This is a genomic window from Heyndrickxia coagulans 36D1 (genome assembly GCF_000169195.2).
GTDB classification, from domain to species: Bacteria; Bacillota; Bacilli; order Bacillales; family Bacillaceae_C; genus Weizmannia; species Weizmannia faecalis.
On sequence record NC_016023.1, the window covers coordinates 2,689,832 to 2,705,051 of the forward strand.

Below are 15,220 nucleotides of genomic sequence, written 5' to 3' on the forward strand. Positions count from 1 at the left end.
CCTTACATGCAACTGGAAGCGTTACCAACCGTACAAGGGGATTTCAATCTGAAAAACTATGAAGAAACCCGCAAAACGTTCAGCTGGAAAGACGCCGAGAAAAATTTCTCATGGTATGAAACAGGGCGTGTCAACCTGGCGTATGAAGCCATTGACAAACATGCGGAAAGCTCCCGCAAAAATAAAGTAGCGCTCATGTACTTAAGTGATTCACGCAACGAGAAATATACTTACTATGAAATGAAAAGGCTGACAAACAAGGCGGCAAATGTTTTAAAAGAAAAAGCGGGCGTCCAAAAAGGTGACCGCGTTTTCATCTTTATGCCGCGCTCGCCGGAACTGTATTTTGCCATGCTTGGCGCCATCAAGCTCGGCGCCATTGTCGGCCCGCTGTTTGAAGCGTTTATGGAAGGGGCTGTAAAAGACCGCCTTGAAGACAGTGAAGCGAAAGTGCTTGTGACAACCCCTGACCTTGTCGGGCGTGTCCCGGCCGGCCAGCTTCCGGCATTGGAAACCATCTTTGTTGTCGGGGAAAATGTCAAAGAAGAAGGAAAGTACAAAGACTACCTGAAATATTTTAACGAAGCTTCCGATAAACTGGAAATCGAATGGGTTGACCGGGAAGACGGGCTGATCCTCCACTATACGTCCGGTTCAACCGGAAAGCCAAAAGGCGTCCTCCATGTCCATAATGCCATGATCCAGCATTACCAGACGGGAAAATGGGTGCTTGATTTAAAAGAAGATGATATTTACTGGTGCACGGCAGACCCGGGATGGGTAACGGGAACTTCTTACGGCGTGTTTGCGCCATGGTTAAACGGCGCAACAAACGTCGTTGTCGGCGGCCGCTTCAGCCCGGCAGCGTGGTACAGAACGATTGAACGGTTCGGCGTCACCGTTTGGTACAGCGCCCCGACTTCGTTCCGGATGCTGATGGGGGCCGGCAATGAAATCATTAACCAATATGACCTCTCGACATTGCGCCATATTTTAAGTGTCGGTGAACCGCTGAATCCGGAAGTGATCCGCTGGGGCAATGAAGTATTCGGGCTCCGCATCCATGATACATGGTGGATGACGGAAACCGGCGCACAGCTGATCTGCAACTATCCTTGCATGGATATCAAACCGGGATCGATGGGGAAACCGCTCCCTGGCATTGAAGCGGCCATTGTTGATGACCAGGGAAATCCGCTTCCGCCGAACCGGATGGGCAATCTCGCCATTAAAAAAGGCTGGCCTTCCATGATGCGTGCCATCTGGAACAACCCGCAAAAATATGAATCTTACTTTTTCCCGAACGGCTGGTACGTTTCCGGTGACTCGGCTTATATGGACGAGGACGGCTATTTCTGGTTCCAGGGCCGCGTGGACGATGTCATCATGACGTCCGGCGAAAGGGTCGGGCCGTTTGAAGTGGAAAGCAAACTGATCGAACATCCGGCCGTTGCGGAAGCCGGCGTCATCGGCAAGCCGGATCCGGTCCGCGGCGAAATTATTAAAGCCTTTATCGCTTTAAGGGATGGATACGAACCGTCAGATGAGCTGAAGGAAGAAATCCGCCAATTTGTGAAAAAAGGGTTGGCCGCCCATGCCGCGCCGCGGGAAATCGAGTTTTGCGAAAAACTGCCGAAAACCCGGAGCGGGAAAATCATGCGCCGCGTCCTGAAAGCCTGGGAACTGGACCTGCCGACCGGCGACCTTTCGACAATGGAAGATTGAGTAAGCAACCGGACAGCTTTAGTGCTGCCCGGTTTTTCTATCTAAAGGTTTCAGTGATACGGAACAGTGGAAAAATCCCCAGGTAAGTGAAAAAATTGAGAAAGAAAAAATATTCCGCTATCATAAAAACATATCCTTTTATAAAAGTTAAGGTTGGTGTTCAATATGAAAAGGTTCGGTATGACGTTGCTTTGCCTTTTCCTGCTTGCGGGCTGTTCCGCACAAGGGAGTGCATCCGGCTCAGCCAAGAAGCAATCGAAACAAACAGAAATCAATGTGGCGGCAGCTTCAGATTTGACAAAATCTTTCCGGCAAATCAGCAAACAGTTTGAAAAACAGACCGGCATCAAGGTGAAACTTGTTTTTGCCGCATCCGGCGAGCTGGAGCAGCAAATTGAAAACGGCGCGCCGTATGATGTGTTTGCGGCGGCGAACGCGGATTACGTCAACCAGCTGGCGGATAAAAACATGCTCGTTCCTGGCACAAAAACCGTCTACGCATACGGGAAAATCGGGATTGCCGCCAAACAGGGCAGCCATCTTTCCATCCGCAGCCTTAAAGATTTAACCCGCCCTGAGGTGAAAAAAATTGCCATTGCCAACCCGGAAACAGCGCCATACGGATTGGCGGCAAAACAAGCGCTTCAAAAAGCGGGGATTTGGGATGAAGTGAAATCAAAATTGGTTTACGCCAAAAATATTTCAGATACTCTCACATACGTAAAATCGGGAAATACAGAAGCCGGCATCGTTTCTCTTTCTCTTGCGCAAGGTGAAAAGCTGGCTATTGCCAGCATTTCAAGCAGCCTGTACAATCCGCTGAAACAGACGGCAGCGGTTGTGAAAAGCTCGAAAAAGCAGGAAATCGCGAAGAAATTTGTGCATTATTTAGCCGGCAGGGAAGCGCAAAATACGATGAAAAAATACGGCTATGCAGTGTCTGCGGGGCAGTAACAAGTGGGACAGATCGATTTATTTCCCATTTATCTGTCTTTTAAAGTAGCATTGCTTTCAACCGTTTTTTCCCTTATCCCCGGACTGTTGGCAGCCTATCTATTAAGCCGGTCGGAGGGAAAAGCGGCGGATGTGGCAGACGCTTTGCTGACGCTTCCGATTGTGCTGCCGCCGACCGTGCTCGGCTACTATCTACTCGTCATTCTCGGAAGGCAAAGTGTGCTCGGCCGGTTTCTTGAACAACAATTCGGCGTGACGATTGTGTTTACGCAGACAGGAGCGGTCATTGCGGCAATGTGCGTCTCCATTCCATTTTTCATCCAGTCGGCGCGCACGGCTTTTGCCGGTATTGATGAATCGCTCCTTCATGCTGCACGCCTTTTGGGGCGAACGGAATGGAATATCTTTTTTTCCGTCATGATCCCTTTGTCGTGGCGGGGGCTCACAAGTGGCGTCATGCTCGCATTTGCGCGCGCCCTTGGCGATTTCGGGGCAACATTAATGGTGGCCGGCAGTATTCCGGGAAAAACAGAAACGATGTCCATTGCCATTTACAATTGCCTGATGAACGGGGACGAACGGACGGCAGGGCTCCTCGTTGCGATCATGACGTTTTTATCGCTGGCCGTCCTGTACGGCATTAAGCGGATGGAAAAAAAGATGGGGAGGGGTGGCAGTAGGCATGCTTCGCGTAAACATCAAAAAAACATTTCCGGAATTTGAGCTGGATATCGCGTTTGAGGCGGGTCCCGGCGTCACCGGCATTTTAGGACCGTCCGGAAGCGGCAAAAGCCTGACGCTGGAGTGCATTGCCGGGATCGACAAGCCCGATGAAGGAAAGATTGAACTAAACGGCCGGATATTATTTGATAAAGAAAAGCATATGGATATCAAGACGCGGCACCGCCATACGGGGTATATGTTCCAGCATTACGCCCTTTTTCCGCATTTAACGGTAAAACAAAATCTTGCATTTGGTTTAAAAGGGCGGCCAAAAAAGGAAATAGAAGAGAAGACGGCTGCTTTTCTGAAAAAAATCAAAATGGAAGGTTTTGAAAACCGCTACCCTGCTGAACTGTCCGGTGGGCAAAAGCAGCGGGTGGCACTTGCGAGGACGCTTATCACCGAGCCTTCCTGCCTGCTTTTGGATGAACCTTTTTCCGCATTGGACCCGGACACGAAGGAACTTGTGATGGAAGAATTTTTATCGTTTCTTCACGATCATTTTCACGGGGTCGTTTTACTGGTTACCCACAATATGGCAGAGGCTGATCTGCTTTGTGACAATGTCATTTTGTACAGAAATGGGAAAGTATTACAGCAGGACCCGAAAAAAGAGGTGCTGAAACACGCCGTCGCCCGGCAAGATGCCCGGAACCCTGCAGCTATCAGAATATGAAAGCCGGGGATCGAAGAAAGAGGTGTGCCACCCGGCAGATGCCCGGGTTCACGATGTATGACAAACCATGAACAGTGCGTGTGCCTCACAATTGGTAGTGGAACTTTGGCGTTAAGAATGGCAGCCGGGCGCCTGCAAACATTTGGTAAATGTCCATTTCTAACAGGAAAACAGAATTTAAAACGGAGATGATGGAGAACATGCTGACCGATATGCTGAACCGGCCGCTTTTGGATTTGCGAATTTCGGTAACGGACCGCTGCAATTTCCGTTGCACGTACTGCATGCCTGCCGATAACGGCCAGAAATATTGTTTTATGAACCGGTCCGAACTCATGACATTTGAAGAAATCACGCGCCTTGCGAGACTTTTTGTATCCCTTGGCGTCCGGAAAATCCGGCTGACGGGCGGGGAGCCTTTGCTGCGGAAAGACATCGATCAGCTTGTGGCCATGCTCCATCAAATCGACGGCCTTGAAGATTTATCGGTGACAACGAACGGCTTTCTGTTGAAAAGATATGCCGCACCGTTAAAAAAGGCCGGCCTTTCGCGCATCAATGTCAGCCTGGATGCCCTCGATCCGGAAATCTTTCCAGCCATCAACGGCGTTGGGGCAAAACCGGCAAGAATTTTGGAAGGGATAGAGGAAGCCATCCGCCAGGGCATCAAAGTCAAAGTGAATATGGTGGTCAAAAAAGGGATGAACGATTCGCAAATTTTACCGATGGCCGCCTATTTCAAGGAAAAAGGGATTTCCCTCCGTTTTATCGAATTTATGGATGTCGGCTCCCTGAACGGATGGAAGCTGGATGAAGTCGTGACCAGCAAAGAAATTCTCAACATGATTTCAAAAGAAATGCCGCTTGAACCGTTGAAAGAAAATTATTACGGGGAAGTTGCCAAACGGTACCGTTACAAAGGGACAGATACGGAAGTCGGCTTCATTTCATCCGTATCCCAGCCTTTTTGCGGCGACTGTACACGCTTGCGGCTGTCGGCAGACGGGAAAATATACACCTGTCTGTTTGCCGCACAAGGCACGGACCTGCTTGGGGCAATAAGAGAAGGCGCAAGCGATGAAATGCTGGCTGCCCGCATTGCAGGCGTATGGCAAAACCGGGTGGACCGCTATTCACAAGAACGGGGGAAAAACCCGACGATGAAAGGAAAACGAATCGAAATGTCGTATATTGGAGGGTAAAGGGTTGAGCACGAAAGAACATAAACAACTGGCCGATATTCCGGTGCTGTGCAAAGTGATCACCGTTTCCGATACCCGGACGGAAGAAACAGATAAAAGCGGCAGGCTAATCATAGATTTGTTAAAACAGGAAGGGACGGAAGCGGCGGAATACAGCATCGTAAAAGACGAAGCGGAACAAATCAGACAGGCGGTTTTACAGACGAAAGGAACCATCAATGCCATTTTGCTGAACGGCGGCACCGGCTTTACGAAACGGGATGTGACGGTTGAAACGGTCCGGCCGCTCCTCGATAAAGAAATGCCAGGTTTTGGCGAGCTGTTCCGCTATTTAAGTTATGAAGAAATCGGAAGCGCCTCGATGCTCAGCAAAGCGCTTGCCGGCACAATCGGGAAAAAAGCCGTATTTTCGATGCCGGGCTCCAGCAACGCCGTGTCCCTCGCCATGAAAAAACTCATTTTGCCGGAATTAAAGCATATCGTCTGGGAGCTCAACCGGCAATGAATACAGCCGGAATTGTGCTGGCCGGCGGGAAGTCGAGCCGGTTCGGCGGCGAAAAATCGCTTGCGAAAATCGGTGGCAAAGCCATGGTCGCACGCAGCGTGGATGCGCTCGCCGGAACTGACGCGATCGTTGTGGTGGCGCGGCCCGAGCTTGCGGAAAAAATCCCGCGCAACCGGCCGATTGCGGTGATTTGTGATCTCCCCCGATACCGGGGAAAAGGTCCGCTCGCCGGCATTTATTCGGCGATGATGGCAGTGGACGCCCGGTGGTACGCTGTGTTGCCGTGCGATACGCCGTGGATCGGAAAAAGAACGGTTGCCCGGCTGCTTCAAGAACGCGATCCGGCATATGACGCCATCGTGGCCCGGACAGAGGGGAGAATTCAGCCACTCGTTGCCGTTTTTCACAACAGCGTGAAAGAAAAAATAAGGGAGCAGCTGGAAACAGACCGCCTCAGCATGCGGGCACTTTTTGCACGCTGCCGCCTGAAATGTATCGATTTTGCGCAGGAAATGGTGTTTGCCAATATCAATACAAAAGAAGATTATATTTTACAACAAAAAGAAGCCGGTGATGTTGATGAGAAAACCAATCAAAGTGGCGGAGGCCATCCGCAAAGTGATGGCCCATCCGCTTACAGGCGAAAAGGAGCTTGTGCCGATTCAGACTAGTTTTAACCGAGTGCTTTCCGAAGATTTGGCTGCAACCCATGACGTGCCGTGGTTTAAACGGTCGCCATATGACGGGTATGCGATTTTTTCCGGATCTACGCTTGAAGCGGGCGCGGATCACCCTGTTCTCCTTGAAGTGGTCGCCACAATCGGGGCAGGTTTTACATGGGATGAAGGGATAAAGCCGAATCAAGCCGTGAAAATCATGACTGGCGCCGCTATCCCGGACGGGGCGGATGCCGTGATTATGGTGGAACTCACAAAAGAAGTAGTGCAAAATGGGAAAACATTTGTGCAGATAAAACGGAAAGTCCGGCCCGGTGAGAACATTGTCGGCATTGGCGAAGATATGAAAAAAGGCGAAGTGCTTGTCCCGAAAGGCACGATCGTTAATCCGGGCGTAATGGCGACCCTTGCAACTTTCGGGATGACAGAAGTACCGGTCACAAAAAAACCGAAAGCTGCTGTGATTGCGACGGGATCCGAACTGCTTGAAGTCGGTGAACCGCTCGAAAAAGGGAAAATCCGTAACAGCAATGCCTATATGCTCTGGGGGCAAATCATCCGCGCCGGGGGCGAACCGGTTTTTTACCGGCTTGTGAAAGATGATTTCGAGGAAACATATGAAGCGGTCAGGCAGGCGGTGAAGGAAGCGGATATCGTCATGACAACGGGCGGTGTTTCAGTCGGCGATTTTGACTATATTCCGAAAGTCTACGAAAAGCTGGGGGCAACGCTTTTATTCAATAAAGTGGCGATGCGCCCCGGCAGCGTGACATCGGCAGCCGAACTGGACGGGAAAATTCTTTTCGGCCTCTCCGGCAATCCGTCCGCCTGCTATGTCGGTTTTGAACTGTTTGTCCGCCCGTACTTAAAAACGATGCTTGGCGAACGAAATGTTTATTTGAAAAAAACGCAGGCCTTACTTGGGGAGGATTTCCCGAAACCAAACCCGTTTACCCGGTTTGTCCGCGCCAAACTTTCTTATCAGGAAGGCCTGCTGCACGCGCTTCCGGTAAGAAGGGACAAATCGAATATTGTTTCCTCTTTAATAGAGGCGGATGCTTTGATTGTGCTGCCGGGCGGGTCCCGCGGCTTTACAAAAGGGACGATGGTCGATGTGCTGATGCTGGAAGACGGGGAAGGGGCGCCGCTGTGGGATGAAAATATTACAGATCGCAGGCCGCAAAGACAGCGGTAAAACCGCCCTTGCCGAACTTTGGACACGGGTGTTGGCGGATAACGGATACCGGGTCGGCACACTAAAACACCACGGCCATGGCGGGAAGCCGTTGCTCGCCCCCGGCAAAGATTCCACGCGGCACTTTGAAGCGGGCGCCCAGGCAGCCGGGGTGGAAGGGGACGGCTTGTTTGTTCTCGCTGTGCATGTCGATCAAGGACTCGCACTGGAGCAGCTCATCGGCTGGTACGAGACATTGCCGCTTGATTTGCTGCTGATTGAAGGCTACAAATACGCGCCCTATCCGAAAGTGGTCTGCCTCCGTGATGAACAAGACAGGGATTTGCTCAGCCTGCCGAATGTGCGGGCCGCCTTCAGCCTGAATCCGGCGTTATCCGGCTGCATAAAACTTTTTGACCGGAAAAGCTGCATTGAATGGGTTGAAGCGTTTTTAAAGGAGTGAAAGTATGTTTGAAATTGTAAAAGAACCGGTGGATGTTTCCAAACTGATCCAGGCTGTTGCCGACCGGAATGCGGGCGCTATTGTCACTTTTATCGGCACTGTCCGGGAAATGACAAAAGGAAAGAAAACATTGTATCTGGAATATGAAGCATACGAACCAATGGCCCGGAAAAAATTGGAACAAATCGGTGCCGAAATCCGGCAGCAGTTCCCGGCAGCCAAAACGGCCATCGTGCACCGGATCGGACGCCTCGACATCTCCGACATTGCGGTTGCGATTGCGGTTTCCGCCCCGCACCGAGATGAGGCCTACCGGGCAAACCGGTACGCAATTGAAAGAATCAAAGAAATGGTGCCGATCTGGAAAAAAGAACATTGGGAAAACGGCGAAATGTGGGTTGGCAACCAAAAGGAAACGGTTTTTTACGAATCAGGGGCACCGGAGGCGTTTGAATGATGATTAAAGTATTGTTATTTGCTCATTTAAAAGAACAGGCTGGCCGTTCTGAAATGGAAATCAATGGCGAAAATATGACGGTCGGCGAACTGCGCGAGACGCTTGCGGAAAAAGGGATTTTGCAGCAGGACGCGGTGATGGTGGCCGTGAACGAAGAATTTGCCCGCGATGAGGAAATGGTCCATAGCGGCGATACCGTTGCCCTCATTCCGCCGGTCAGCGGAGGTTGAAAAATGGGAAACTTGACGCATATGAACGAACAGGGCCGCGCCAAAATGGTCGATGTAACGGCAAAACCGGAAACCTCCAGGACGGCGCGTGCAAAAAGCAGTGTGCTCGTTTCAAAGGAAGTCTATGAACAGATTACAAACTTTAAAATCAAAAAAGGGGACGTGCTTGCCGTCGCGCAGGTGGCCGGCATTATGGGCGCGAAAAAAACGGCGGATGTCATTCCGATGTGCCACCCGTTGCCTCTGACAGGCGTTGACATTTCGTTCAGCTGGCAAAAACGGGAAGACGGGTATCGCCTTGACATCGAAACAACGGCCAAAACGAAAGGGCAAACGGGCGTGGAAATGGAAGCTTTGACAGCGGCGTCCGTATGTGCGCTGACCGTCTATGATATGTGCAAGGCACTGGACAAAGGCATGGTCATCGGGCCGACCTATCTGATCGAAAAAACAGGCGGAAAAAGCGGGCATTTTATCAGGCAGGAGGAATGAGCATGGAACGGTATTCCCGGCAAATACTGTTTGCCCCGATCGGTGAAAACGGACAGCAAAACATTTCAAAAGGCCATGTGCTCATAATTGGCGCCGGCGCGCTCGGCTCCGCTGTTGCGGAAAGCTTGGCGCGGGCGGGGGTCGGAAAAATCACGATGGTGGACCGCGACTATGTCGATGAAACGAATTTGCAGCGGCAAAATTTGTACTGCGAAGAAGATGCGCGCAACCATTTGCCAAAAGCGATCGCTGCAAAAAACCGGCTTAAAGCCATCAACAGCACCATCCGTATCGAGGCGCATGTGATCGATGCATTTGATCCGAAATTGCTTTCTATTTTGGAAGAAGGCGTTGATGTGATCATTGACGGGACCGATAATTTTGAGACGCGCTTTTATGTGAATGACCTGGCGCAAAAATACCGGATCCCGTGGATTTACGGCTCCTGCGTCGGCAGCTGTGGTGTTTCGTTTCCGATCATTCCCGGCGAAACGCCTTGCCTCCGCTGCCTGATTGGCCATCTCCCCGCTTACCACGCGACGTGCGATACAGCAGGCATTATCGCGCCGGCTGTGCAAATGACTGCGGCTTACGAGACAACGGAAGCTTTAAAACTGCTTTCCGGGGAAAAGCCGCGCGATTCCGTTGCCGTTTTTGATATTTGGCAAGGCGAACATCATTTCATCAAAGCAGGAAAAATGAAAAATAAGGACTGTCCGTCATGCGGGGGGCATCCGGTCTATCCGGCCCTACAATCCCAATCATCGGCTGATGTGCTATGCGGGCGGGATACAGTACAAATCCGTCATCCGGGCGCGTTCGAGCTTGAAAACATGGCGCGGGAGATGAAAGCGGGCGGTGCTGCCGTAGAGTATAACGGCTACTTAATGATCACCGCGCTTGAAGGCCACCGGACGGTTTTATTTCCGGACGGCAGGATGCTCATTCACGGTACGAAAGATAAGAGAGAGGCCCGTTCGCTCTACCAAAAATATTTTCAATGAAAAAGGAAGCACGCATTTCCGTGCTTCCTTTTCGAATGGCGTTAAATATTTGCCAATGTTTCATTATCCACGTCTTCTTTTTTCGGCACCGGTTCCTGGAGCGCCTTTCCCATGCCCTTCAAAAAGGAAATGGCGAAACCGACTGCCCGGTTGACGTCCGGGTCGCTCAACGATTTCAGCAGCCCGAACAATGTCACTTTTTCCTCCGAGCCAATGAATTGTTTGCCTTCATCAAAGCCTGATGCTACACCGTTCATCAAGTGGATAATAAGGTCGTGGTCGGCTTTCATAAAGACGCCGGCCGTGCCGAGCAGCATGTTGATCAGGTTAACGACCTGTTCCCGGGATAATTGCTCAAGGACGATTTTTAAAATATCATTTTTTGCGAGAATCATTGCATTTGCGGCTTCCAGTGCGCCGGTATCATTGAAATCATCGATCAGCCGGATCAAATTTTCAAACGCCTCTTTATGATCGGCAACCAGTTTTTCCAATTCCTCGAGCTTTTGCCGGGTGACTTCTTCTTCCGTCGGCTGCTGTCTTGCAATCTCTGTGATCGGAGCGGCCATCCTTTTTCCCCCTCTCTTAGTGTACGTCTGTTAATGGTTGATAGCCTTCGCGCTGCCATTTGCGTTCGACTTCCACGCCGCGTGTAGGATTGCGTTTCTTATCGCGGTGGTTTGATTTCGGCAGTGGTGACTCCCCACCTTTTCGGATCAGTTCCATCTTCACTTTCGTTTGTTTAAACGCCGGTGTGCTTTGCCGTTTATCGTAAATCGGCCCGGTTAAGAAGTTGATCGCCGATTCTTTTTCCGTCGAGTGCATCGGTAAGTATAGTTCTTTGCCCTGCACGCGATCTGTGACCAGCACATGCAGTTGCAGCGAGCCGAACGGGGAAGTGACGCGGACAAGGTCTCCGGTGTCGAGATTGCGTTCTTTTGCAAGCTCCGGCGACACTTCAACGAATACGCCCGGGACTTTTGATTCGATGCCTTCCGATTTATTGGTCAGATTGCCTTCGTGGAACTGTTCCAGCATCCGGCCGTTATTAATATGCAAATCGTATTGTTCCGGAAATTCGGCCGGTTTTACCCAGTCTGTCAGGGCAAACCGCGCTTTGCCGTCCGGGAACGGGAAGCCGTCCTTGTAAAGAAGCGGGGTATTGGCACCATCGAGGCTTCCCCAAAGGAAACTGTTCCAGCCTTCCAATTTGTCGTAGTCTGCCTGTGCAAACAGCGGGGTCAGGCTGGCCATTTCGGCAAATATTTCGCCCGGGTGGCTGTAATTCCAGTCTGCGCCGAGTCGTTTTGCCACTTCCTGGATAATCCACCAGTCCGGTTTGGATTCGCCCAAAGCCGGGAGCGCCTGGTATAGCCGTTGCACACGGCGTTCCGTGTTTGTAAAGGTGCCTTCTTTTTCAAGCGACGGGGCTGCAGGCAAAATAACATCCGCATATTGGGCCGTTTTTGAGAAAAAGACATCCTGGACGACAAGAAAGTCAAGATTGGAAAGTTCCTCGCTTACATGGTTGGCGTCGGAGTCGACAAGCGCCATGTCTTCGCCGATGATATACATCGCTTTTAACTGCCCGGCTGCAATCGCATGCAGCATTTCAATATTGTTCAGTCCCGGTTTGTTGCTGATTTTGACGCCGTACGCTTTTTCAAATTTTTCGCGTGCCGCATCATCCTCCACATGCTGGTAGCCCGGCAGCCATCCCGGCAGCGTGCCCATATCGCATGCGCCTTGCACGTTGTTATGCCCGCGCAGTGGATAAGCGCCTGTACCCGGACGTGTATAGTTTCCGGTTGCAAGAAGCAGATTGGAAATAGCAGCGGACGTATCGGAACCACCTGTATTTTGCGTGACGCCCATGCCCCAGAGGATACATGTTCCGTCTGCCTGATGGATCATTTCGGCGATTTGGATCAGCGTTTCCTTCGGGATTCCGGTCATCTTTTCAGCGTAGTCGAGCGTGTATTTTTCAAGCGTTTCTTTAAATTCATCAAAAAAGTTCACTTTTTCCGCAATGAAGTTTTCATCATGCCAGCCTTGGTCGATGATATATTTCGTCACCGCCATCAGCCATACCTGGTCTGTGCCCTGGTTCGGATGGATAAAAAGATCAGCGCGCTCTGCCATTTCGTTTTTGCGCATATCGGCAACAATCAGTTTCTGGCCGTGCAGTTTATGGGCCCGTTTGATGCGAGTTGCAAGGACCGGGTGGGCTTCCGCCGGGTTCGCGCCGACAATTATGACAAGACCGGCTGAGGCAATATCTTTAATCGTGCCGCTGTCGCCGCCCATGCCAACGGTTCTGAGCAGGCCGTCCGTTGCTGGCGACTGGCAATAGCGCGAACAGTTGTCGACATTGTTGGTTTCAAATACCTGGCGCGCCAGCTTTTGCATTAAATAGTTTTCTTCATTGGTGACTTTTGAAGAAGAAATAAAACCGACCGCATCTTTTCCGTATTGCGAATGGATTTCTTTCAGCCGGCTTGCCACCACGCTGAGCGCTTCATCCCATGATGTTTCTACAAATTTACCGTCTTTGCGGACAAGCGGTTTTGTCAGCCGTTTATCGGAATTGACAAAATCCCAGCCGAATTTTCCTTTGATGCAAGTGGAGATGGCGTTTACCGGGCCTTCATGCTTCGGTTCGATTTTTAAAATTTTCCGGCCCTTTGTCCATACTTCAAATGTGCAGCCGACACCGCAGAAGGTGCAAACGGTTTTCGTTTTTTTCGTGCGCTGTTCGCGCATCGAAGCTTCGATTTCGGATATGGCAAAAATGCTGCCGTAACCCGGTTCGACTTTTTTCACAAGATCAATCATCGGGTCGAGCAGATCCTCTTCAAGCCCGGTTAAATAGCCTGCCTCGCCGAGCATCGATTTTTCCATCAGTGCATTGCAAGGGCAGACGGTGACGCAATGCCCGCAGGAAACGCATGACGATTCGTTGATCGGAACGCCGTTATCCCAAATGACGCGCGGGCGTTCTGCTTCCCAGTCAATGGAAAGCGTTTCGTTCACCTGCAGATTTTGGCAGGCTTCCACGCATCTCCCGCATGCGATGCACTGGTTCGGGTCGTACCGGTAAAACGGGTTGGAATAGTCGACCCCGCTTGCGTCCGTTTTTGGCGTGAACGGATATTTCTGATGTTCGATGCCCATTTTTTCCGTTGTATTGTGGACGATGCAGTTGCCGTTGTTATTGTCGCACACCGTACAGTATAAAAGGTGGTTGGCGAGAATCCTGTCCATCGCTTCATGCCGGGCTGCTTCCGACCGGTCATCGCTGAGGCGGACCACCATGCCGTCTTCCGCGACCGTCGAACAGGTGCGCATCAATTCCCCGTTCACTTCCGCAATACAAGTGTCACAAGTTTGGATTGGATCTACTTCCGGGTAATAGCAAATTTGTGGATGAAAAATATCATTCCGGTTGATCACATCGATGATTTTCTCACCGGGGCGGGCTTCATAATCCCGGCCATCAATCGTGATGTGAATCGATTTGGTTTCCATTTCTTTTCCTCCTTTTGCAAACAGTGAAGGCAGGCCTTCAGAAAAGAATACAAAAAACCGGCAACTCTGTTACTTATACCAAACCTTTGCAAAAATAAAACTATCATTCTCTTTTTTTATTCTAGCATCTGATGCAAAAATGAACAAACCATCAGAGTGTTTTGCCTATTTGAGCGGGCGGCTTTTGTTTTTAATCTGATTCCTTTAAAATAAAACATTATAGACAGGGGGCTGTTGAACCCATGAAAAATGTGGACACGCAGAGGGAAATTCTCCGTTTCAAGAACGGGAGGCTCGAACGGGCGCTGGATACAGTCGCAACGGAATTCCCGGTGACATTAAAAGTGAATGGGCAGGAATGGGTGACGATGGTGTGCACACCTGAATATATCGAGGACATGGCGGTCGGTTATCTTGTGTCGGAAAGGGTTGTCCGGCGCTATGAAGATATCCGCGACATCTGGACGGATGAAAAAGGAGGATTCGTCCATGTCCGGACCGATCATCTTAATCCTTATTACGAACAGCTGCAAAATAAACGTTATATCACCTCCTGCTGTGGAATGAGCAGGCAGGCGTTTGTTTTTGTCAATGATGCTCTGGCGGCGAAAAAAATGGACGGTGTGCACGTCCGGATTACAGTTGATGATTGTTTCCGGCTGATGGAAGCATTGCAGGAGAATGCCGAAGTGTTTAAAAAAACAGGGGGCGTCCATAATGCTGCGCTGTGCGATGCCGGCGGGATCCTTGTCAGCCGGATGGATATCGGCCGCCATAACGCGCTTGATAAAATTTACGGATATTGTTTGAAAAATCAGGTTTCCACAAAAGGGAAAATCCTTGCATTCAGCGGGCGCATTTCCTCGGAAATTTTATTGAAGACAGCCAAAATCGGCTGCGAGGTGATTTTATCGAAATCGGCACCCACCACACTCGCCCTGGAATCCGCCGAAGAACTCGGCATTACCACGATCGGCTTTATCCGCGGCGGGTCGATGAATATTTACACCTGCCCGGAACGGATTGCCGGTGTTGCCGCCCATGCCCGGTGATTGCCGGGTGTATACGATCGGAAAGGCACGGTTTGGGTTGGAAGAAAACGGGAAGACACGCTGGAAGGCGTGCTTCGGGACGGAACAGGGCCTTTGCCGGATGAGGAAAGGTTAAAATGGGCATTACCGGATTTGAAGAAAGCGCTGGTGCAGCCTGCTTGGCAAGGTTGACATTTCAAAATGTATATGGTAAAAATAACTTACAATTTGATGAATGAAGCGTCGAAAGGATCAAGTAGCTTCCTGTTGCTGCATACAAGAGAGCCGGTGGTTGGTGCGAACCGGTACAGGCAGGCGGCGAATTACACCCCGGAGCTTTTGCCGGATACGGCAGACGGCCCCCAGCCGTTATCCAAAT

At 50.7% G+C, this 15,220-nt stretch carries 16 protein-coding genes and 1 other annotated feature (1 of these 17 only partly in view); of the genes, 14 read left to right on the forward strand and 2 right to left on the reverse strand.

The annotated features are described in order from the left end of the window. Positions 1-6: 6 nt before the first annotated feature. The 13 genes from acsA (at position 7) to BCOA_RS30030 (ending at position 10,282) form a co-directional block, all read left to right on the forward strand. Positions 7-1,725, forward strand: a complete 1,719-nt coding sequence (gene acsA, locus BCOA_RS29970; RefSeq protein ID WP_014097699.1) for an acetate--CoA ligase — start codon at positions 7-9, stop codon at positions 1,723-1,725. A gap of 165 nt (positions 1,726-1,890) precedes the next feature. After that, a complete protein-coding gene (gene modA, locus BCOA_RS29975) occupies positions 1,891-2,679 on the forward strand; it encodes a molybdate ABC transporter substrate-binding protein (RefSeq protein WP_029141441.1) in 789 nt (262 codons plus the stop codon). 3 nt (positions 2,680-2,682) lie between these two features. Further along, a complete protein-coding gene (gene modB / locus BCOA_RS29980; RefSeq protein ID WP_014097701.1) occupies positions 2,683-3,402 on the forward strand; it encodes a molybdate ABC transporter permease subunit in 720 nt (239 codons plus the stop codon). Next, complete coding sequence (locus tag BCOA_RS29985) at positions 3,350-4,078, forward strand: sulfate/molybdate ABC transporter ATP-binding protein (protein ID WP_237340677.1); 729 nt, start codon at positions 3,350-3,352, stop codon at positions 4,076-4,078. The genes modB and BCOA_RS29985 overlap by 53 nt, the downstream gene beginning before the upstream one ends. 200 nt (positions 4,079-4,278) lie before the next feature. Further along, entirely contained in the window at positions 4,279-5,280 is a 1,002-nt protein-coding gene (gene moaA, locus BCOA_RS29990) for a GTP 3',8-cyclase MoaA (RefSeq protein ID WP_014097703.1), read from the forward strand. 4 nt (positions 5,281-5,284) lie between these two features. Continuing rightward, the gene (locus BCOA_RS29995) at positions 5,285-5,785 is read left to right on the forward strand and encodes a MogA/MoaB family molybdenum cofactor biosynthesis protein (protein ID WP_014097704.1); all 501 of its coding nucleotides are present in this window, start codon (positions 5,285-5,287) and stop codon (positions 5,783-5,785) included. Continuing rightward, a complete protein-coding gene (locus BCOA_RS30000) occupies positions 5,782-6,456 on the forward strand; it encodes a molybdenum cofactor guanylyltransferase (RefSeq protein WP_014097705.1) in 675 nt (224 codons plus the stop codon). Before BCOA_RS29995 ends, BCOA_RS30000 begins: the two co-directional genes overlap by 4 nt. Next, positions 6,359-7,657: a molybdopterin molybdotransferase MoeA gene (locus BCOA_RS30005; protein ID WP_164931353.1), complete on the forward strand. Its 1,299-nt coding sequence runs from the start codon at positions 6,359-6,361 to the stop codon at positions 7,655-7,657. The genes BCOA_RS30000 and BCOA_RS30005 overlap by 98 nt, the downstream gene beginning before the upstream one ends. Next, the gene (mobB, locus tag BCOA_RS30010; RefSeq protein WP_014097707.1) at positions 7,617-8,099 is read left to right on the forward strand and encodes a molybdopterin-guanine dinucleotide biosynthesis protein B; all 483 of its coding nucleotides are present in this window, start codon (positions 7,617-7,619) and stop codon (positions 8,097-8,099) included. Before BCOA_RS30005 ends, mobB begins: the two co-directional genes overlap by 41 nt. A 4-nt stretch (positions 8,100-8,103) precedes the next feature. Beyond that, positions 8,104-8,556: a molybdenum cofactor biosynthesis protein MoaE gene (locus BCOA_RS30015; protein WP_014097708.1), complete on the forward strand. Its 453-nt coding sequence runs from the start codon at positions 8,104-8,106 to the stop codon at positions 8,554-8,556. Next, positions 8,556-8,786, forward strand: coding sequence for a molybdopterin converting factor subunit 1 (moaD, locus tag BCOA_RS30020; protein ID WP_026104495.1), 231 nt, complete (start codon positions 8,556-8,558; stop codon positions 8,784-8,786). Before BCOA_RS30015 ends, moaD begins: the two co-directional genes overlap by 1 nt. A gap of 3 nt (positions 8,787-8,789) precedes the next feature. After that, positions 8,790-9,278: a cyclic pyranopterin monophosphate synthase MoaC gene (gene moaC, locus BCOA_RS30025; protein WP_014097710.1), complete on the forward strand. Its 489-nt coding sequence runs from the start codon at positions 8,790-8,792 to the stop codon at positions 9,276-9,278. Between the two features lie 2 nt (positions 9,279-9,280). Beyond that, positions 9,281-10,282, forward strand: coding sequence for a ThiF family adenylyltransferase (locus BCOA_RS30030; RefSeq protein ID WP_014097711.1), 1,002 nt, complete (start codon positions 9,281-9,283; stop codon positions 10,280-10,282). Between the two features lie 41 nt (positions 10,283-10,323). On the opposite strand, the gene BCOA_RS30035 is transcribed toward BCOA_RS30030, so the two are convergent. Continuing rightward, positions 10,324-10,851: a DUF1641 domain-containing protein gene (locus BCOA_RS30035; protein WP_014097712.1), complete on the reverse strand. Its 528-nt coding sequence runs from the start codon at positions 10,849-10,851 to the stop codon at positions 10,324-10,326. Positions 10,852-10,867: 16 nt separating this feature from the next. After that, entirely contained in the window at positions 10,868-13,810 is a 2,943-nt protein-coding gene (fdhF, locus tag BCOA_RS30040) for a formate dehydrogenase subunit alpha (RefSeq protein WP_014097713.1), read from the reverse strand. 242 nt (positions 13,811-14,052) lie between these two features. On the opposite strand from fdhF, the gene fdhD reads away from it, so the two are divergent. Next, positions 14,053-14,862 carry a formate dehydrogenase accessory sulfurtransferase FdhD gene (gene fdhD, locus BCOA_RS30045; protein ID WP_014097714.1) on the forward strand — a complete coding sequence of 270 codons (810 nt, stop codon included), beginning with the start codon at positions 14,053-14,055 and terminating at the stop codon, positions 14,860-14,862. Between the two features lie 213 nt (positions 14,863-15,075). Then, positions 15,076-15,220, forward strand: a binding site (T-box leader) (it continues 54 nt past the right edge of the window).